Source organism: Rhizobium sp. NFR07 (assembly GCF_900111905.1).
GTDB lineage: Bacteria > Pseudomonadota > Alphaproteobacteria > Rhizobiales > Rhizobiaceae > Neorhizobium.
Genome location: NZ_FOKM01000006.1, coordinates 179,954 through 199,859 on the forward strand (window position 1 = coordinate 179,954; position 19,906 = coordinate 199,859).

Annotated in this window: 19 protein-coding genes; 10 read left to right on the top strand and 9 right to left on the bottom strand. The window is 61.7% G+C overall.

Annotation, left to right across the window (positions count from 1 at the left end):
* Positions 1 to 3: 3 nt before the first annotated feature.
* Both BM216_RS14620 and BM216_RS14625 read right to left on the bottom strand, forming a co-directional pair.
* Positions 4 to 648: a TenA family protein gene (locus BM216_RS14620; RefSeq protein ID WP_092999921.1), complete on the bottom strand. Its 645-nt coding sequence runs from the start codon at positions 646 to 648 to the stop codon at positions 4 to 6.
* A 1-nt stretch (position 649) separates the two neighbouring features.
* Complete coding sequence (locus BM216_RS14625; RefSeq protein ID WP_092999922.1) at positions 650 to 1,492, bottom strand: BtpA family protein; 843 nt, start codon at positions 1,490 to 1,492, stop codon at positions 650 to 652.
* A gap of 23 nt (positions 1,493 to 1,515) precedes the next feature.
* On the opposite strand from BM216_RS14625, the gene BM216_RS14630 reads away from it, so the two are divergent.
* Entirely contained in the window at positions 1,516 to 2,427 is a 912-nt protein-coding gene (locus BM216_RS14630; RefSeq protein WP_092999923.1) for a ribokinase, read from the top strand.
* A gap of 22 nt (positions 2,428 to 2,449) precedes the next feature.
* Here BM216_RS14630 and BM216_RS14635 read toward each other — a convergent pair whose 3' ends face one another.
* Genes BM216_RS14635 through BM216_RS14660 form a run of 6 tightly spaced genes read right to left on the bottom strand, consistent with a single transcriptional unit; the run spans position 2,450 to position 8,147 of the window.
* Positions 2,450 to 3,220: a glutamine amidotransferase gene (locus tag BM216_RS14635; protein WP_092999924.1), complete on the bottom strand. Its 771-nt coding sequence runs from the start codon at positions 3,218 to 3,220 to the stop codon at positions 2,450 to 2,452.
* Positions 3,221 to 3,251: 31 nt separating this feature from the next.
* The gene (locus tag BM216_RS14640) at positions 3,252 to 4,319 is read right to left on the bottom strand and encodes a phosphotriesterase family protein (RefSeq protein ID WP_092999925.1); all 1,068 of its coding nucleotides are present in this window, start codon (positions 4,317 to 4,319) and stop codon (positions 3,252 to 3,254) included.
* A 7-nt stretch (positions 4,320 to 4,326) separates the two neighbouring features.
* Positions 4,327 to 5,328, bottom strand: a complete 1,002-nt coding sequence (locus tag BM216_RS14645; RefSeq protein WP_092999926.1) for an ABC transporter permease — start codon at positions 5,326 to 5,328, stop codon at positions 4,327 to 4,329.
* Positions 5,325 to 6,140, bottom strand: coding sequence for an ATP-binding cassette domain-containing protein (locus BM216_RS14650; protein ID WP_092999927.1), 816 nt, complete (start codon positions 6,138 to 6,140; stop codon positions 5,325 to 5,327). The genes BM216_RS14645 and BM216_RS14650 overlap by 4 nt, the downstream gene beginning before the upstream one ends.
* Positions 6,137 to 7,087: an ABC transporter substrate-binding protein gene (locus BM216_RS14655; protein WP_092999928.1), complete on the bottom strand. Its 951-nt coding sequence runs from the start codon at positions 7,085 to 7,087 to the stop codon at positions 6,137 to 6,139. Before BM216_RS14655 ends, BM216_RS14650 begins: the two co-directional genes overlap by 4 nt.
* Positions 7,088 to 7,124: 37 nt before the next feature.
* Complete coding sequence (locus BM216_RS14660; protein ID WP_092999929.1) at positions 7,125 to 8,147, bottom strand: LacI family DNA-binding transcriptional regulator; 1,023 nt, start codon at positions 8,145 to 8,147, stop codon at positions 7,125 to 7,127.
* Positions 8,148 to 8,340: 193 nt separating this feature from the next.
* Between BM216_RS14660 and BM216_RS14665 the strand changes: the two genes are divergently transcribed.
* The 9 genes from BM216_RS14665 (at position 8,341) to BM216_RS14705 (ending at position 18,038) form a co-directional block, all read left to right on the top strand.
* Positions 8,341 to 9,546: an alpha/beta hydrolase gene (locus BM216_RS14665; protein ID WP_092999930.1), complete on the top strand. Its 1,206-nt coding sequence runs from the start codon at positions 8,341 to 8,343 to the stop codon at positions 9,544 to 9,546.
* Positions 9,547 to 9,680: 134 nt separating this feature from the next.
* Positions 9,681 to 10,658, top strand: a complete 978-nt coding sequence (locus BM216_RS14670) for an AAA family ATPase (protein WP_092999931.1) — start codon at positions 9,681 to 9,683, stop codon at positions 10,656 to 10,658.
* Entirely contained in the window at positions 10,655 to 11,608 is a 954-nt protein-coding gene (locus tag BM216_RS14675) for a DUF58 domain-containing protein (RefSeq protein ID WP_177230796.1), read from the top strand. Before BM216_RS14670 ends, BM216_RS14675 begins: the two co-directional genes overlap by 4 nt.
* Entirely contained in the window at positions 11,608 to 12,123 is a 516-nt protein-coding gene (locus BM216_RS14680) for a DUF4381 domain-containing protein (RefSeq protein ID WP_092999932.1), read from the top strand. The genes BM216_RS14675 and BM216_RS14680 overlap by 1 nt, the downstream gene beginning before the upstream one ends.
* On the top strand, positions 12,110 to 13,099 hold the full coding sequence (locus BM216_RS14685) for a vWA domain-containing protein (protein ID WP_092999933.1): 990 nt from the start codon (positions 12,110 to 12,112) through the stop codon (positions 13,097 to 13,099). Before BM216_RS14680 ends, BM216_RS14685 begins: the two co-directional genes overlap by 14 nt.
* Complete coding sequence (locus tag BM216_RS14690; RefSeq protein ID WP_092999934.1) at positions 13,096 to 14,649, top strand: vWA domain-containing protein; 1,554 nt, start codon at positions 13,096 to 13,098, stop codon at positions 14,647 to 14,649. The genes BM216_RS14685 and BM216_RS14690 overlap by 4 nt, the downstream gene beginning before the upstream one ends.
* Complete coding sequence (locus tag BM216_RS14695) at positions 14,646 to 15,920, top strand: BatD family protein (protein WP_092999935.1); 1,275 nt, start codon at positions 14,646 to 14,648, stop codon at positions 15,918 to 15,920. Before BM216_RS14690 ends, BM216_RS14695 begins: the two co-directional genes overlap by 4 nt.
* 127 nt (positions 15,921 to 16,047) lie before the next feature.
* Complete coding sequence (locus BM216_RS14700; RefSeq protein ID WP_092999936.1) at positions 16,048 to 17,028, top strand: formylglycine-generating enzyme family protein; 981 nt, start codon at positions 16,048 to 16,050, stop codon at positions 17,026 to 17,028.
* Positions 17,025 to 18,038: an HAD family hydrolase gene (locus BM216_RS14705; RefSeq protein ID WP_092999937.1), complete on the top strand. Its 1,014-nt coding sequence runs from the start codon at positions 17,025 to 17,027 to the stop codon at positions 18,036 to 18,038. The genes BM216_RS14700 and BM216_RS14705 overlap by 4 nt, the downstream gene beginning before the upstream one ends.
* 111 nt (positions 18,039 to 18,149) lie before the next feature.
* Here the strand turns inward: BM216_RS14705 and BM216_RS14710 are convergent, their stop codons facing one another.
* On the bottom strand, positions 18,150 to 19,889 hold the full coding sequence (locus tag BM216_RS14710; RefSeq protein WP_092999938.1) for a tetratricopeptide repeat protein: 1,740 nt from the start codon (positions 19,887 to 19,889) through the stop codon (positions 18,150 to 18,152).
* Positions 19,890 to 19,906: the final 17 nt, after the last annotated feature.

Genomic DNA, 19,906 nt, shown 5'->3' on the forward strand with positions numbered 1-19,906 from the left:
TCCTCACAGATAGGGAGCGTCGTGGAAGGCGATCTCGAGCGCCTGCGCACGGCCGAATATGCCGCTCAGGCGCGACCCCTCCTGCGGGCTCATCCCCTCGCCGGCCGCATCGAGTTCGGCTTTCAACCATAGCGCCTGCGCGGCAAAATCCTCGTGCGCGTGTAGATCGACCCACTCCTTCAGCAGCGGATCGCTCATCGCATGCTGCGCGGCCTCTTTCGACCACGTCCAGTACATCCACTCGGCCGCGAACATGGCCGCGACCGTGTCGAGATAACCGCCGTCACGGGAGATCGCCAGCATGCCGTCGCGAAAGGCAGCGACCTCGGGAATCGAAGTATCGAAGGCCGAAGGATCGATACCGCGCTCCGCAAACGTCTTCTCGAAATAGGCGATCTGCTGGTTAGCGAGCGCATCCAGCACGCCGATCAGCCAGCGCTTCTGCACGATCGTCTCCGCCTTGGCAGCGGCGAATGCGAAGATCGAGATGGCGGTGTCGACGAAGGCACCTTCGAACACGAGATAACGTTCGAACACCTCCTTCGGCAGGCGATTTTGCTTGATATCCTCGACGAAGCGGTGGCTGACCATCGCTTCGAAGACTTCAGTGTTTTCGCGCAGGATGTGCTCGGAAAGCGTCTCACCCATCTCAGGCACCCAATGCCGGGCGCGCGGCCTCGACGAAGGCCTTCACCCGGGCGGGCTCGACCGGGTTCCACCAGACGCCTCCTTCCTTCAGCGATGAGGCGACGATGACGCCGTTGGTACGCTTGAGGATCTCGACGATGTTATCCTTGGTGACGCCGGAGCCGACCAGCAGTGGCAGATGGGTCGCCGACGCGATCGTTTCGATCTCCTCGACGGTCGCCGAATTGCCGGTGCGCTGGCCGGTTGCGATCACCGCATCGGCATCGAAGAAGGCGAGATCCCGGGTCAGTTCCTCGATCGTCCGGTCGGCGGTGATCGCGTGCGCTCCATGCTTCACATGGCTGTCGGCAAACACCTTGATATGCTCGGCCCGCAGAGCCGAACGGTAACGCATCGCCTCGGCCGCACGGCCTTCTATGAAGCCCTCGTTGGCGACATAGGCATTGGCCCACTGGTTGACGCGGATGAATTTCGCGCCGCCCGCCATGGCGATGGCAAAGGCCGGGATCGGCGCATTCGCCAGCACGTTGATGCCGATCGGAATGCCGGTCGCCCGCGCGATCCGGTCGGTGATGACAGACATGAAAGCTGAGGTTTCCGGGCCGATATCGTCGGGCTTGGAAAACGGAATATCGCCATGGTTTTCGATGATCAGGCCATGCAGGCCGCCATCGATCAGGGCTTCGGCATCGCGCATGGCAATGTCGTAGATGGAGTTCATAGAAGCGCCGCGATAACGCGGTGCGCCCGGGAAAGGCGAGCAATGGATCATCCCGATCAATGCCTTGTCAGTGCCAAATATTTCCCTTATGGCGCTTGAATTGTTATCCGAAATCGTCTGCATTTTCATCCTTTCAAAGGCCAGCCATGCCTGCCCAAACTCGTGCTTTTGTCATCGGTAACGTCGCTGTCGACGAAACCATTTCAGTGTCGACCATGCCGGAAGCCGGAGCTTCGATCCTCGGTCGCGAAGAAACGCGAGACCTTGGCGGCAAGGGTGCGAACCAGGCGGTCGTGATGGCCCGGACAGGCCTTCCCACCACCCTCGTCACGGCCGTGGGCGAGGATTTCCGCGCCCAGACCATTCGCGATCAGTTGGCGCCGGAACCGGTAGAGGCGAAGCTGATCACGCTTGCCGGCCGCTCCAGCGACTTCTCCATCATCTTCACCACGCCGGATGGCGAAAACGCCATCGTCACCACCACCGATTCCGCCGGCTCGCTTGAGCCGGAGAAAGCGATCGCCGCACTTGGCGAGGCCGCTCCCGGCGATCTCGTGGTCTTCCAAGGCAATCTCAGCCACGCGACGACCCTTGGCCTGCTCCAGGAGGCCCGCCGCCTCAGTCTCGTCACCGCCTTCAACCCCTCGCCGCTGCGGCCTTATTTCGCCGAATTCTGGCCGCTCATCGACATCGCCTTCCTGAACCGGGGCGAGGCGCAGAGTCTCACCGGTTCGTCCGACACCGCCGCGACCGAAAAGCTGCTGCAATCCGGCGTTCGCCATGTCGTGCTGACACTCGGCGCCGACGGCGCACTGCTTGCCAGTCAAGACGCGGAGATCGCCACCATCCCGGCGGTCGCCGCCAACGCAATCGACACGACCGGCGCCGGCGACACGTTCATGGCGGTGGCCCTCGCTTCCGCAGCCCTGCGTGGCGTCGAACTCGATACCCGCGCCATCGGCCATGCCGCCGCGGCCTCCGCCCTGACCGTCAGCCGCCGCGGCACCCGCCAGGCCTTCCCGAGCGCTGACGAGCTGCAGGTGATCCTGGCGCGCTGACACGCGTCGGAAACCGTCCAGCTCAGCGTTTCTCGCTCAGCCAGCCCAGGATGTTCTTCCACAGGCGACCATAACCCTCCCATTCGCAGAATGCCGGCGACAGCCAATGCGGCCCGATATCGGAGGTCCAGGCGGCACTGCGGCCCTTGCCGAACGCGCCGGTCACCAGCAGCGGGTGCCCGCCCTGGTCTTCCGGTAGACGGGCGACGACCTCGACATCCGCACGGTCGCGCACCTCCACCTCGTTGACGCCGAGAAGCAGCGGCCATTCTCCGAACATGCCGGCAACGGTCGGATGGTCCGCCTTGGTGATAACCGCTCCGGTGCCTTCCGGAATTTCGACGCGGTCGTCATAGGGAAGGCAGGTGACCGGCAGTACGTCCTCCACAGCCGTGCGGCGCCAGCGCGCCTTGCCGTCTATGCCCTGGAAGGAGAAATAGCCGCCGACCATTAGCAAGCCACCACCCTTTTCCACCCAGGCCTTGATCAGCTTCAGGCGGTTGGGCACGGTCTTGGAATGCAGCCAGACGGCAGGCGGCAGCAGCAGCGAATTGGCGCCGATATCCGACAGGATGATCACGTCATAAGCGTCGAGCCCTTCCATCTCGAAGGGAAACTTCTCTACCGCCTCATGGGCCGGCATGTAGGTCAGCTCGTATTCGCTTCCTTTCAGCGCCTCAACCAGCGGTTCGGCGCCGAGATGGAAGGTGACGCTGCCGAACTGGTCGAAGCCTTTGTAATGGGTGGCGGAGCTGACCCAGCTCTCGCCGACGAGGAGGACTTTCTTGGTCATGGTCTTTCCATTTCTATGGTCTTTCTGGTGATCAGGACTTGGCCTGGAACACCGATCTCGGATTGTCGCGCATCAGGATGTCGAGCTGCGCATCGGTGACCCCATGCCGCTTCAAGCGCGGCAGAAAATGCTTGAGGATGTAGGCGTAGCCGTTGCCACCGTATCTGGTCAGCATCATCTTCAGGAACACATCGTGGGACAGCAGTATGCGGTCGATATGGCCGCGCTCGATCAGCTTGACGATCGCGCGCGCCGCCTCCTCATCGCTCGGGCACTGCACCTGCTGATCGGCATAGAAGAAGTCCATGCCGATCATGTCGTATTCCAGGAAGGCGCCGCGTGATGCGAGCTCGCCCTGATAGGCGAGATCGTCATGCGACGGGTTCATGTGGCAGAGCACCGTATGGCGAAGCTCCGCCCCTTCCTCTTCCGCGATATCCAGCACCTTGTGGCCGAGCCTGAACCAGCCGGGCAGATGCACCATCAGGGGCAAGCCCGTGCGCGCCTGCGCCCGCGCGGCCGCCCTGAGCGACTTCTCTTCCTGGTCGGTGAAATCCGACGACACGCCGATCTCGCCGATCAGACCGACCTTGATGTCGGTGCCGTCGACACCGACGGTCGCCTCCTGAACGATCTCGTCGGCAATCTCGTCGATCGACATTCCGGCCACCTTGGCTGGATGCGAGGAGCCGAGATAATAACCGGCGCCCATGATGATGTTGAGCCCCGCCCCCTGCGATATGCGCTTCAGCGCCCGCGGATCACGGCCGATCCCCTGGCAGGTCGGCTCGACCACCGTATTGCCGCCATGCCTGGCGAAATCCTTGAGTTCGGTGATCGCCAGCGGCTCGTCGTCCAGCGTGATATTGTGCTTGTTGACGAACGGGTCCTGATGCAGCTCGCTCAGGATCTCGATGCAGACGAAGCTCTCGGCGAGATACTGGCGTTCCGGCGTCTTCGGCGCATGCCACCAGCAGCGGCAGTCGTTGAGGATGTGCTCGTGCATCAGGGTAAGGCCGAGATCGGAAACTGGGATCGCTCCCGCCACCGTCATCACCTTGCCCGATCGGATATGGGCCTCGGAAAGATCCTTGCTCATACCGCCCTCACGCTTTCTTTCCGCCGAAACGGAAGTTGGTGGTGAAGATCTTGGTGTTGAGCCAGATCGCCACGAGAATGATCGCGCCCGTTACGATCTGTGTGAAGAAGGGCGAAATATGCATCAGGATCAGCCCGTTGCCGATGACCGCGATGGTCAGCGTGCCGAGCACGGTGCCGAGAATGCTGCCGCGCCCGCCCATCAGGGATGTGCCGCCGAGCACCACCGCGGCGATGACCTGCAGTTCGAACCCGACCGCCGCATTGGACGAACCGGAACCGAGACGTGCCGCGATCAGCAACCCGGCCAGCGCGCAGGCGATGCCGGATACCATGTAGACGGAAGCAACGATCCATTTCGCCGGCATCCCGACGCGACGGGCAGCCTCGAGGTTGGAGCCGACGGCCACGACCTGACGGCCGTATTTCGTATAGGCGATGATCACGTAACCGATCACTGCTACCAGCACCGCAATCACCGCCGGAACCGGAAGCCCGAGGAATTCACCTCGGCCGAGCCAGAAGAAGCCGGGAACGTCCTTGATCGGGATCGAATAGCCCTGCGTCAGCCAGAGCGCGAAACCGCGCAGGATCGACAGACCGGCAAGCGTCACGATGAATGCCGGAATGCCCTGATAGGCGACGAACCATCCCTGCGCGATACCCATCAGGGCACCGAAGGCGACCATGCCGATCACCACGGTCGGCCAGGGGTAGCCCATCGCAAGGATGATCGCCGCCACCGCATTGACCAGCGCCACCTGCGAACCGACCGAGAGATCGATGCCGCCGGTAATGATGACCAATGTCATGGCGACCGCCACGACGAGGATGGGAGCGGCTTGGCGCAAGACGTTGAGAATATTGCCGAGCGTCAGGAAGGTGTCGGTGGTGATGGAAAAGAACAAAAGGCAGGCGACGAAGAAGGCCGTGATCGACAGGACCTGCGCATGTTCGGAGAGAAAGTCTGCGACCGGAGAGCCGGCCGCGCGTTCGGTATAGGCGCTCAATGTCTGCCTCCGACGATAAGCTGCACGAGGTCCTGCAGGTCGGTCTTGCCGATATCGCGCTCGGCGACCTTGGTGCCTTCGTACATGACGGCGATGCGGTCGCAGACGCGGAACAGATCCTGCAGGCGGTGTGTGATCAGGATCACCGACACGCCCTTGGCCTTGACCCGATTGATCAGGTTGAGCACTGCCTCCACCTCGGCGACGGCCAAAGCGGATGTCGGCTCATCCATGATCAGGACCTTCGGATTGAAGGATGCCGCACGCGCAATGGCGATCGCCTGGCGCTGGCCGCCTGAGAGTTTTTCCACCTTGGCGCCGAGACGCGGAATGCGGATCTCGAGCGCATCCAGCATGGCACGGGCTTCCGAGACCATGCGTGGACGATCGAGAAACGGCCCCTTGGTCAGTTCACGACCGAGAAACAGATTGCCGACGACATCGACATGATCGCAGAGGCTCAGATCCTGGAACACCATCTCGATATTACGGTCCCGGGCATCGGCCGGTCCGCTGAAGCGAACATCCTGTCCGTCGATGGAGATCGTGCCGTCATCCGGAATATAGGTGCCGGATATGACCTTGGTCAGCGTCGACTTGCCGGCGGCATTGTCCCCCACCAGACCAAGGCACTCGCCCGGATAGATGTCGAGATCGACGCCGCGCAGCGCCTGGTGCGAACCGAAACTCTTGCGGATGCCCTTCAATGAAATTCGTGGCTGACGAATGGCGCCCTCGCCGGATTGCCGGGAGAGGATTTCTCCTCCCCCAGCCCCTGCGACAGCGGTTGGGAGCTGTCGGTCAGAGATCATTTGAAGACGGCCCGGTAGGGTTCGACATTCTCCTTGGTGACGATGGTGATCGGCACTGAGATCGTCTTCTCGACGCTGCCGCCGTCCGCGATCTTCTTCAATGCGTCCACCGCGGCCGCACCCATGGCGGACGGGTCCTGCTGGATGACGGCGGTGACGTAGCCGGCATCGATGCCGGCGATCGCCTGGGCGGTCAGATCCCAGCCGAATACCTTCACGTCGGATTGCTTGCCCTGGCTTTCGACGGCGGCGATCGCCCCCATCAGCGCCGGCTCGCCGGTGGCGTAGACGGCGGTCATGTCCGGATTGCCGGTGATCAGGTTTTCGGCCGCGGCAAGCGCATTGTCCTGGATGTTCTGGCCATCGACGACGCCCGCGGTCTCGACACCTTCCGCGCCCTTGACGGTCTTCTCGAAGCCTTCCTGGCGGACATTCTGGATGAATGAGTTCAGGGCACCAACAACGCCGTACTTCACCTTGCCACCCATGTCGCTCTTCACATAGTCGAGGAAGAACTTGCCCATGTCGGCGCCGGCCTTGGCGTTGTCGACGCCGATCTGCGCCTTCTGCGGGCCGTCCGGCAGGATGGCGTCGATGGCGACGACCGGAATGCCGGCGGCGGCGGCCTGCTGCACGGCCGGCATGATGCCATTGACGTCGATGGCAACGACCGCAAGTCCGTCGACCTTCTGCTGGATATAGGTCTCGATCGCGCTGTTCTGCGCGGCCGGGTCGTTATTTGCGTTGAAGATGACCAGCTTGGCGCCGGCAGCGTCGGCGGCCTTCTGCGCACCCTCGTTCATCTGGTTGAAGAACAGGGCCTGCTGGTTGATCTGGACAAGAGCGAAGGTTTTCTCAGCGGCTTGAGCCGCGGAGCCGAAGGAAATGCCGGCGAATGCGGTTGCCGCGAGCGTCGCGGTCAACATCCTGCGTGTGAAAATAGTCATGTGTTCGTCCTCTGGTTTTCTTCATTATCGTTGCTTTTTATGCTTTCGACGGCGGCGCAACGGAGTTCCGCACGACGATTTCTACCGGCAGCAATTCCTCCGAGCTGAGGCTTTCGGATTCCTGCCAGTTTGTTTCAAGAAGCAGCGCCAGCGCCCGTTGGCCGAGCGCCCGCACGGGCTGGCGTATTGCGGTCAGGGGCGGCGCGAAAAGATGCAATGGTCCCACATCGTCGAAGCCGATCACAGAGACCTCGTCGGGAATGGAAATGCCCTCGGCACGCAGCACCTCGATCAGCCCGATCGCGATCTCGTCTGAACTGGCGAAGATCGCCGTCGCCTGCCTGCCTTCATCGAGGAAACGGCGCGCGGCCTGCCGGCCGAATTCCACCGTGAAACTGCCCTCGTAACGGATCACCTGGAACGGCTCCCCCCGTTCCTTAAGCGCGCGCTCGAGACCCAGGGAACGGCGGCGGGTGCTGATCATCTCCTGCGGACCACCGATATAAACGACGCGCCGATGGCCGTGATCTGCGAGATGCCGCCCCGCCAGATAACCACCCTGCTCGTTGTCGGAAAAGAGTTTAGGCACCATCGCGTTCGGCACATCTTCGTCGACGATGACCACCTTGCCCGTCTGGTTGATCAGCGTGGCAAGTTCGCCGTCGTCCGGATGGTTGGTGACGAAGATAAGGCCATCGACGTGATTGCGGGCAAGCGCCGTGACATAGGAGATCTCGCGGCCGGGGCGGTTGAGCGTGGCATGCAGCGACAATGCGAGGCCACGCTTGTCCGCTTCCTCCTCGACCGCGGACACGAGCGTTGCGAAAAACGGGTTGGCAATATCCGGCACCACCAGCCCGATCGTATCCGAGCGACCGCGGCTCAGGCGGCGGGCATGCGGGTTCGGTTCGTATCGAAGATCCTGGATCGCCTTATCGATGCGCTGCTTGGTTTCGGCCGGGAGCTGAAGCGAGCCGTTAAGGAGGCGCGACACCGTGGCGACCGAGACGCCGGCGGCATCTGCGACATCCTTCAAGCTGGTGGCACGCTTATTAGACATGATGTCTCCGCAACCTCGAACTCTCGGTCAACCTCTAGTAAAGCGCTTTACTAAACCGCTTTACGATGCCACACATTTTTGAGCTGTCAAGCCAAAGAGGCCCTCAAAAGCTCGACTGTTAACGCCCTGATTTACAGTAACGTACTTCCGAACGGGCAGGTCAAAGCTATCGTCGCGCCGGCAAACCGGTGGAATGCGGATGAAGGCTCTTATTGCATGCATCATCGTCCTGGCCTTGGCCGGGTGTGGCCACCCAACAGGTGTCATGACGCCTATTGCCGTGACAGCGGCAACGCCAAAGACGCCGCGGGTAGAGATGCTCGTTGCCACCACGCGGGAACCTTCCGGAAACCGGGCGACGTTGTTCACCGGCGAACGCAGCCCGAGAGCCCACCTGACCGAGATCGTTGTATCGCTTCCCCCCGGAAGGAAGGCGGGCGAGGTGCAGTGGCCGCAGCGGCTGCCGCCGGATCCGGCCGCCGATTTTGCCGTCACGCGTGTCAGCGAGATCGATACGATCCAGGCCGGCCGGGCCTGGGTGAGACAGCATTTGATAGCTGGTCATGCGCTTGTCTTCGTCCACGGGTTCAACAACAAGTACGAAGATTCCGTCTTCCGCCTGGCGCAGATCGTCCACGACAGTGGGATGCAGGCAACGCCGGTCCTGTTCACCTGGCCTTCGCGCGCCAAGCTCAGGGACTACGAATACGACAAGGAAAGCACCAACTATTCCCGCACGGCGCTTGAGCAGACACTCCGTATCCTGGCGCAGGACCCGAGCGTGAAGGAAATCACGGTGCTGGGCCACTCCATGGGCACCTGGCTGACGATGGAGGCTCTACGGCAAATGGGCATCCGCGACGGCCATGTGAACGGCAAGATCCGTAACGTCATACTCGCCTCTCCAGATATCGATATCCAGGTCTTTGCCAAGCAATTTGTCGAGATGGGCAAGCCGGCGCCGAAGTTCACCATCTTTGTTTCCCAGGACGACCGCGCGCTTGCATTCTCAAGCCTGATAACCGGCAAGGTCTCGCGTCTCGGCGCGATCGATCCTTCCAGGGAGCCCTATCGCAGCCGGCTCGATGAAGCCGGGATCACCGCAATCGACCTCACCCAGGTCAAGACCGGGGACAATCTCAACCACGGCAAGTTCGCCGAAAGCCCGGAGGTCGTCCAGCTCATCGGCCAGCGCCTGATGACCGGGCAAACGCTGACGGATTCGACGATCAGTCTCGGCGACGGCGTCGCGGCTGTCGTCGGCGGCACGGCGCGAACGGTCGGCGCGGCCGCGGCAGCGCCGCTGGCAATTGCCGAACAGTCGGTAGCCCAGCCTAGCACCACCGACGTCAGCCAGACGTTGCAGGCCGACCCGCAGTCGAGACCGGTGGCCTATTAGGGTGGATGCGGCGCCTTACCGCCGAGTTACGTGCCGATTTACTGTTGCGTACTTACGCGCCGTCCCAAGACAAAACAGGCTGATTTCCGTCGACCTCCACCCAGATTTGTTGCGGCAACAACCGGGTTCGATCAATGACTTCACATGACGATATCATCGCGCTTGGCAAGTGCATCGGCCAGTCGATCATCGGGCAGGAGGCGATGGTCGAGCGGCTTCTGCTCGGTCTGCTCGCCAATGGTCACCTGCTTGTCGAGGGACTGCCTGGGCTTGCAAAAACGCGGGCGATCAAGAGCCTGGCGAAGAACCTGCAGTCCGACCTTTCGCGCGTGCAGTTCACACCCGATCTCCTGCCCGCCGATATTACCGGCTCGGAGATCTATTTTTCCGAAGGGGGAAAAGGAGAGTTCAAGTTCCAGCAGGGGCCGATCTTCGCCAATCTCATCCTCGCGGACGAAATCAACCGTGCACCTGCCAAAGTGCAATCGGCTCTCCTGGAAGCAATGGAGGAACGGCAGGTAACCGTCGGGGGCACCAGCTATCCGCTGCCTGATCTGTTCATGGTCATGGCGACGCAGAACCCGATCGAGCAGGAAGGGACCTATCCGCTGCCCGAGGCGCAACTTGACCGCTTCCTGATGCATGTCGAAGTGGGTTATCCGGACGAGAAATCCGAGGCCGCAATCATGCGTCTCAATCGAGACGAGGAGAATGCCGGCGACGACAAATCCCAGCATGCGGCATCCGAGCGCCTCAATCCACAGGCCATATTCGATGCGCGCAGGCAGATCGGTGCCGTCACCATGGCCGAGCCTGTCGAGAACTACATCGTCGCTCTAGTCTTCGCGACTCGCTATCCGAACCGCTTCGACAAGGATCTCGCTGGACTTTTGCAGGTAGGGGCGAGCCCGCGCGGTGCGATCGGCCTCGACAAAGTGTCAAGATCGCATGCCTGGCTGCAAGGACGGGACTATGTGACGCCGGATGACGTGAAGGCCGTCGTGCACGATGTCTTCCGCCACCGGCTGATCCTGTCCTACGAGGCCCACGCGTCGAATACGCCGCCCGACCAAATCATCGACCGCATCATCGAACTGGTGGCCGTCTCATGATCCCGATCTCGACAGGCCGAGAAGGCGCTTATGTGACGACCGAACAGCTTGTTGCCCTGGAAGCCAATGCCCGCGACCTTCGCTTCGTCCAGAAGGCGAAAAGCCATCAGCAGCTTGCGGGACGCCTGCAATCTTCGCTGCGCGGCCGCGGCCTGATCTTCGAGGAACTGCGCGACTATCTTCCGGGAGACGACGTCCGCTCCATCGACTGGCGGGTAACGGCGCGAACGACCAAACCGACCATACGCGTCTATGGCGAAGAGAAGGAGCGTCCCGCCATTCTTCTCGTCGACCAGCGCATCAACATGTTCTTCGGCAGTCGCCGATCGCTGAAATCAGTTACGGCAGCCGAGGCCGCCATGCTCTGTGCCTGGCGCATCCTCGGCTCCGGAGACAAGGTCGGCGGACTGGTTTTCAACGATGCCGGCACGAGCGAATTGCGACCGCATCGGAGCCGCAATGCCGTCATCGCGCTGGCGGACCGCATCGCGGAGAAAAATGCAGCGCTTTCGGCCGACTACGCGATTGCCTCCGCCCATCAGGCGCTGGACGATGCGCTGCAACTCACGGCCAATAGAGCCCGCCACGACTATCTCATCGTCGTCATCAGCGATTTCGACGGGCACGGCAGCACGACGCGGGACCTCCTGCTGCGGCTGTCCGCCAGCAATGATGTCATCTGCCTGCTAATCTACGATCCATTCTTGCTGGAATTACCGAAGGCCGGGGATATCGTCGTTAGCGGTGGCGGCTTGCAGGCCGAACTGGCGCTCGGCCGCGGTGCCGTCCGGAAAGCGGTCGACAAATTCGCGCGCGACCGGGGCAATGACTTGCGCGCGTGGCAGCGAGAGCTTGGCCTGCCCATGCTTCCGGTCTCGGCCGCCGAGGAGACGGCGCCGCAACTGCGCCGGCTGCTGGAGCAGTCGGCCTTCCGGCAGCGGAGGCGCTGATGGAAGCGGCACCGAAACTCGACCCGATGACCGAAATGGCACTGCGCTCTCTGCATGACATTGTCTTGCCTCAGCCTGTCTCCCGAATGCCGCAGACCTGGGGTTGGGGCCTTCTCGCCGCCATTGTTCTTGTCCTGCTGCTGACCTTTGCGATCCGGGCCATTCGCCGCTTTCGCCGCAACGCCTATCGCCGTGATGCCCTGCAGCACCTTGCAGATCTGGAAGGCGGGATGACTGATGCGGCGTTGCGTGCCCAGGCGTTCCGCAAACTGGCCGAACTGTTGAAGCGGACGGCGCTGGCGGCCTGGCCGCGGGCGCAGGTAGCCACACTCACCGGCTCGGTCTGGGCGCAGTTCCTCGGCCGTTCGGGTGGCGCCGGCCGGGAGCTTGCTTCACTGCTCGATGATCTCGAATATCGCGGAGATGTCTCCCTTGCCGTCCTCTCCGAGGATCAGGCGGAAGATGCCCTCCGCGCGGCTCGTGACTGGATCGAGAGACATCATGTATCAGCTTGAATTTCCATGGCTGCTCCTTGCATTGCCGCTGCCGTTTCTGGTCTGGTTTCTCATGCCGCCAAAGCGCGAGACCTCGGCCTCCGTGCGCATGCCATTCTTCGATCAGATTGCGAAAGCCGCCGGCATCGAGCCGAGCGAAGGCTCGGTCATCGCGCACCGCTCCTGGCCGCAATCCATCGTGCTCGCCCTCTCCTGGTGCCTGATCGTGATCGCCCTTGCCCGGCCGCAATATGTCGAACCGCCGCTCGAAAAGAAGGAGCCACAACGGGATATCCTGCTCGCACTCGACCTGTCGCAGTCCATGGAAACAAGAGATTTTCGTGCGACGGACGGGACGCTGGTGTCACGCATCGATGCCGTGCGACAGGTCGTCACTGGTTTCATTACGAAGCGCCGCGAGGACAGGATCGGCCTCATCGCCTTCGGTGACGCCCCTTATCCGCTTGCGCCCTTCACGATGGATCATGCGCTCGTGCACAGCATGGTCGAGAGCCTGCTGCCAGGGATTGCGGGGCAACGGACATCGATGGGGGATTCCCTTGGGCTCGCCATCCGCATGTTCGACAAGACCACGGCGCCCGACAAGGTGCTGATCCTGCTGACGGACGGCAACGACACGGCAAGCAGGATGCCGCCTCTGAAAGCTGCCGATGTCGCGAGGACGAAGAAGATCGCGATCCATGCCATAGGCATGGGCGACCCTGCCGCGACCGGAGAGGACAAGCTCGATACCGCAACGCTGGAAAAGATCGCAAGCGGCACCGGCGGCCGGTACTTTTTCGGGGCCGACCAGGAGCAGCTTCAATCCATCTACGAGACCCTCGATCGCATCACCCCGGTCGAGCAGAAGCTCTTGACCTGGCGGCCGCGCGTTGAGCTCTTCCATTGGCCGCTTGCCGGCGCGCTGATGCTGCTCGCCCTCTATTATCTGATCGCTGGCAGCGCGGGTCTGATCCGGCGGAGGATTTCCGCATGATCGTCGATTTCCATTTCCTGCGCCCCTGGTGGCTGATGGCACTCCTCTTGCCCCCAATTGTCCTGTGGCTGGCATCGAACGCCGGCGACCACCGGAACCGGTGGCGAGGCATGATTGCGCCGCATCTGCTCGATCATCTTATCATCGCACCCGATCGCCGTCGCCACATGCGCCCGGCATGGATCATTGCAATGGTCATAGTCCTGGTGATCCTCGCTGGAGCCGGGCCGACCTGGCAGAGAGAGGCACCGCCCTTCGTCTCGGATGCCGCATCACTGGTTATCGCGGTTGACCTGTCACCGTCCATGGATGCGATCGATATAAGCCCGAGCCGGCTGGAGCACGCGAAGCTGAAGATCGACGACATCCTGGCCGCAAGACGGGGCGCGCGCTCGGCCATTATCGCCTATGCAGGAACCGCGCATCTGGTCGTGCCCCTTACCGAAGACGATGAGCTGATCAAGACCTATTCCGACGCGCTCGCCACCCGCATCATGCCGAAGCCCGGCAAGGATACCGCAGCCGCGCTCAGCTTCGCGAACAATCTGCTCAAGGCGGACGGCGGCCCCGGCACCATTCTCCTGATGACCGACGGTATCGAGAACACGGCGGCTGGTCATGCTTTGCAAATCGATAGCGATGTTGTTGTTCTCGGCATCGGCACCGCCGAGGGCGGTCTGGTGAAACAGGCCGACGGCGGCTTCCTGACCGGTGCAGGTGGTTCGAGGATTGTCGCCAAGCTTGACCTCGACGCATTGAAAGGCTTCGCCAACACAAATGGCTTTCCCGTCGCGACGCTGACCAGCGACGATGCGGACATTCGCTGGATCATCCGGCATGTCAGCACCAATGTCACCCAGCAGATCGCCAGGGAGGGCGATCGCTGGCACGACGCGGGTTGGTGGCTGCTGTTTCCCATCGCGCTTCTGCTGGTGTTTTCGTTCCGACGCGGCTGGGTCGTGCAGGTCGCCATGTTGTGCTTCTGCCTGCGGTTCGTTTTGCCAACGCCGACAGCCGCAGCAGAGATGGCCGACATGTGGCTGACGCCGGACCAGCAAGGCCGCCGCGCCTTCGAGCGCGGGGATTTCGAAAGCGCAGCCGCGCATTTCCACGATCCGATGTGGAAGGGCGTCTCGCTGTATCGCGCAGGTCGCTTCCAGGATGCCATCGACAGTTTCGCGGTGATGGATACCGCGGAAAGCTGGTTCGACCAGGCAAACAGCCTCTTCCACCTCGGCAAGCTTGAGGAGGCTGCCACAGCCTATCAGACAGCACTCGAAAGACGTCCGGCCTGGCCCGAGGCGGTCGCTGACCTCGCCGTCGCCCAACGCCTGCTTCAGCAACAGAAGGACGAGGAAAGCGAGCAGCAGCAAGATCCGAACCAGAAGCCCGACAGCATACAGTTCGATGACAAGGGCAAGCGGGGAAAGGCGGGAACGGTGGCGGCCGCCGAACAGACCTCCGAAATGTGGATGAAGAATATCGAGGTCAGCCCGACCGATCTGATGGCACGGAAATTCGCCATCGAATTGCGGGAGGGCTCACCGTGAGGATCACCTGGCTGGCGCTTTTCCTCTTCGCCCCGCTGCATGCGATGGCAGCCGAGCCTTATGCCAGGGCCGCCGTGGAAGATGCCGGCGCGATCGTCGCCGGCCAGCAGATCCATGTGGCGGTTGATGTCTTCGCACCGAATTTCTTCACCTCTCCACCTCTGTTTCCCCTGTTCGAACTGCCGAATGCCCTGGTGACGCTTCCCGAGGAGCGAACTCTGAATCTAAACGTGACGACAGACGGTATCGAGTATTCCGGCATCCGCCGGCGTTATGCCGTGGTTCCGCAGATACCGGGCGATTATCAGGTACCGCCGATTGACATCGATCTCGGATATTCGGTCGACGGGGCGGCTGTCCAAGCCACCGTGACAACCGCGCCCTTCTCCTTCTCGGTCGGCGGCGATGGGATAGCGCCCGCGACTTTCGCAGCTCGTAACGTGACAGTCGAACAGGCATTCGACAGGCCACCGAGCACCTTGAAGGCGGGCGATGCGGTGGTGCGAACCATTAGCATTTCCGCTGAAGATGCCCAGGCGATCATCATTCCGCCGACCAACCCGGGAACGGCAGCGGGATTGCCTCAATATGCCAAGGCGGCGAAGACGCAGGACGGTATCGCGGTGGATCGCCGCACCGTCAGCCGGCGAACCGAGACACTGGTCTACACGGCCGTCACCGAAGGCACATTCATCATCCCCGCAATCGAATATCCCTGGTTCGATCTTGATCGGCACGCAATGACGGTCGCGCATCTTCCGGCAACAGATGTGTCGGTTTCGCCCGCATCCACAACCAGCGGCATCGCCCCGGATGCTGGCCCCCAGCACGTGGTTCCGCTTTTCGAACGGCGGCGGCAGGTGATGCTGCGGATCGGTCTATTTCTCGCCGCTGTCGCCATGGTATGGGTTCTATGGCACTTCGCCAAAGTCGCCCGTCGGCGTCTCCTCGCCCTGCGCCAGCACATGATTGCCTCCCGCCGCTACCGGCTCCGTCAGCTGCGAAGATCCATCCTTCACGGCGATCCTTCGGAAGTTTATCGCGCGCTTCAGGCCTGGAGCCAATTGGAAGGATTCCGAACGCTGCATCATTGGGTGGCAAGCCACCATCCCGATCTCGCCGTCGACATTCGCGGTCTGGAAGAGCTGATGTATTCAGGCCGTCACGGCAATTTCGATCGTCGGCGCATGGCACGTCTCGTCAACCGAGACAGCATGACGCCGCACCATAGCATCCGCCATGCTCTGCCGGAACTCAATCCAACTCGGTGACCGGCCTCCTCCCACGAAGCGAGAATTTACGGCCGCCCGACGTAAACGACGCCACCATTTACCGTTACGTACTTATCCGGCAGTCACGCGCCCGCGACTATGGCCGAACGTGAACGCGGGGGCGGTAATGGCTTTGGCATTCGACAGCAACTCAAAGCCGGGTTCGGCGCCGGCCGGCATGATCTGGATACCCGGGGGGCGCTTCCTGATGGGGTCGGACGGGCACTATTCGGAGGAAGCTCCTGCGCATCCCGTCACCGTCGATGGTTTCTGGATCGAGGAGGCGCCGGTGACGAACCGGCAGTTCATGGCCTTCGTTGAAGCCACCGGACATGTCACCATGGCCGAAAGGGTGCCCGACCCGAAGGATTACCCCGGCGCGCTTCCGGAAATGCTGCGGGCAGGCTCCCTGCTCTTCGTACAGCCCAAAAGCGTCAACGGGCCGGAGATTTCGCAATGGTGGACATTCAAGTTCGGCGCCAATTGGCGCCGCCCGCTGGGTGGCCTCAGCGACCTGCGCGGCAAGCTCGATCATCCCGTCGTGCATGTCGCATGGCCGGACGCGAGGGCCTATGCCGACTGGGCCGGCCTCGATCTGCCGACGGAGGCCGAGTGGGAATTTGCCGCCCGCGGCGGCCTGGAAGATGCCGAATTCGCATGGGGAAACGAACTGACGCCTCGAGGGCAGATCATGGCCAATACCTGGCAGGGCGTCTTCCCGACGCGATCGACCAAGCCAAAGGGCCTTGAGCGGACGACGCCGGTGCGGTCTTTCCCACCCAACGGTTACGGCGTCTACGACATGATCGGCAATGTCTGGGAGTGGACCAGCGACTACTGGAGCACTCGGCATCCCGAGCCCGCCGACAAGGCCTGCTGCATCCCGAAAAACCCGCGTAATCATGACGCCGAGGCGAGCTACGACCCGAACCTGCCTGAAATCCGCATCGCAAGGCGGGTGCTGAAGGGCGGATCGCATCTCTGTGCGCCTAACTATTGCCGGCGCTACCGGCCGGCGGCACGCCATGCCGAGCCGGAGGACACCTCTACCAGCCATGTCGGCTTCCGCTGCATCAAGAGAGTTCACACCGAGGGAGAGATCAGATGAACCGGCCGCTTCATGTCGTCGATGCCATTATCGCCTCGCTGATCACCGGTTTCGTCCTGCTTCTGGTCGGCCTTCCACCCGCCTTCGGCCAGGAGCCGTTGGCCTCCTGGAACGACACGCAGGCCAAGGCTCGCATCATGAAATTCGTCGAGGAGACGGTGAAGCAGGGTGGCGATGGCTACGTTGTGCCGGAAGACCGCATCGCCGTGTTCGACAATGACGGTACGCTTTGGTCGGAGCAGCCTTATTACGTCCAGCTTGGCTTCGCCCTAGACCGAGTGAAGACACTCGCGCCGCAGCATCCCGAATGGAAGGCCAAGGAACCGTTCAGGAGCATTCTCGAAGGCAATCTGAAAGACGCTGCGAAGGGCGGTGAAAAGGGCATTGTCGAAGTTGTCATGGCCACCCATGGCGGAATGACTACTGACCAGTTCAACGCAATCGTCGATACCTGGTTCGAGACAGCCAAGCATCCGAAGACCGGCAGGCCTTACACCGAGATGACCTATCAACCGATGCGCGAACTTCTCGACTATCTGCGATCCAACGGCTTCACCACTTATATCGTCTCGGGCGGTGGCGTGGAATTCATGCGGCCTATCACCGAAAAACTCTATGGAGTTCCGCCGCAACAGGTGGTCGGCAGCACCATCCTCACCCAATACGCGATCGTCGGCGATATACCCGTGCTGAAGCGGCTGCCAAAAATAGATTTCGTCGATGATGGTCCGGGCAAGCCGGCGGGCATCAACAAGTTCATCGGGAGAAAGCCGATCTTCATCGCCGGCAATTCCGATGGAGACTACGAGATGGCGCGCTGGACAACTGCAGCCAAGGGACCGGGCTTCGCCATGATCGTCCACCACACCGATGCCGATCGGGAATATGCCTATGACAGGCAGTCACCCTTCGGAAAGCTGGACAAGGCGCTCGACGAGGCGGAGAAAAGAAACTGGCTGGTCGTCGACATGAAGAACGACTGGAAGAAAATATTTTCATTCGAGCAATAATACGGCCCCTTGCTCGCTGCAGGCAATTGTAATCTTTGCAACCGAGCTCTCGGAAAAAGCACATAGGCCGACCGAAGCGCGACTGTTCATCATAGGGCCGCACAAACAACTTTAGCGCTGGCCGATACTGACATTGGTTCCTTCCTCGGCGCGAGCGGCGGCCTTGATCAAACCGCCTTCCAATTCGGTCGTGATGGACTGCTGCAGGCGCCACCAGGACATCCCGTTGCGGAAGCCGCCATTCGGATCGGAAGTCTTGTCCTTGAGTTCGGAAAGCCTTTCAACCACTTCAGGCGAGCTAAGCTGACCGAGAGCAGCGGTCCTCAGCATTGCAACGAGAAGATCCGTCCCGTTGATCTGCTCCGCAAAGAGCGAGGCCTCCGAGTAACGTCCCTCCCTGTATGCATCCAGCGCCAGGACCAGCATGGCGTCGGAGGGTATCGTCTCCGTGGCAAGCCCCGCCCCGTGCGCCATCGCCACACCCGCGTCCCTATAACCTCCCAGATAGAGGACGAAGGCAAGCTTGGCCGCGGCGTCACTATTGTTTGGATTGAGCTCAACAGCACGGTTACCTGCCTGGATGGCCGCATCCATGCTGCCGGCGGCGAATTGGGCGGCCATGAGCGCGATCTGGGCCCTGTCCGACAAGGGCGCCAGGGATACGGCGTCTTTTGCGAGTTCCAGCGCCGTCAATCGCACACCGGGGTCCTGTGCCGCGCTCTTGCCCGCAAGCATGACCCGAGAAAGCACGGCCGTTGCATCCGGATTTTTCGGAGCCAGGGCCAGACTTTGCTCAAGGCAGACGCGGGCCTTTGCCAGACGGGCCTGTCCACCGTCATCCAGCGCATGTTCCGCGCGCAGAACGCAGGTGTTGCCGAGAGCATCGTCGGCGTCTTCCTGGATCTCAATGGTGTTGATGACCCCGTGGATAGACGCGAAACTGGATGCCAGCCGTCCGGCGATTTCCTCCCGGACCGAAACCATGCTTCTGCCGCTGGAATCAACCGTATCCAGTCCAGACTTGAGGACGAGGTCGGTTTTACTGTCTGCGACCTGCCACCAAACGCTCCGGTCTTCCCCGTTGCCATAATATTTCAGGTGGAGTTCGTAGCTTCGCCCGGCGCGCTTGTCTGCGCCGGCGACGGGATAACCCGACTTGGCAACCGTGAGGGTCGTAAATTGGGTGAGCGCAGTCATCAGCGTGTCGCGTATCTGGCTGGCCTCCCCTTCCATCCTGCCATCAACGGCCTCCATCAAAACATAGACGACAGGCTTCTCGATGAGCGACGGTGCGTAAGCCAGCCATGTCACGCTCGCAAGCGCGCCGGCGGCAAGGGTAACCAAAGTAACTACAGCAGCGCCTGCCCAAAGAGGTCTGCTGCCGGATGATTGCCGATCGGCGGAAGTGTGAAATGCGCAAGCCGCTGGCTGATCGACGCTTGCGGCATCAGGATTGCCCGAAACCTCTTCGTCCGGCCGATGGGGCACGAATGTCGCGGGAAAGAGTGCGATATACATACCTTTGGGAATGTAGACGGTCGCATTTTCCGGCGCTCCGAACGCCTCGTAATAGGCGTCGAGCGAAGACCTCAGTCGGCTGATCTCGATGCGTACGATGGGGTCGGTCGAGGCATCGAAGTCACTGGACCTACCCAGCACGTCGAGCGCGATGGCATAGGCTTTGACGCCTTCTTCACCTCCTTCGAAACGGCATCTGGCCAGATATCTCAGGATATCCTTCTGGCGCTCCGTCACCCGAAAGCGTGGGTCTGCGAGCAGTCGCTCAAGCTCTTGCTGCGCCGCGCTTCTCGAAACTTCGCAAGCCTTCAAATCACGCAGTTCAGCAATCATGGCTGCCCCCCGTACCC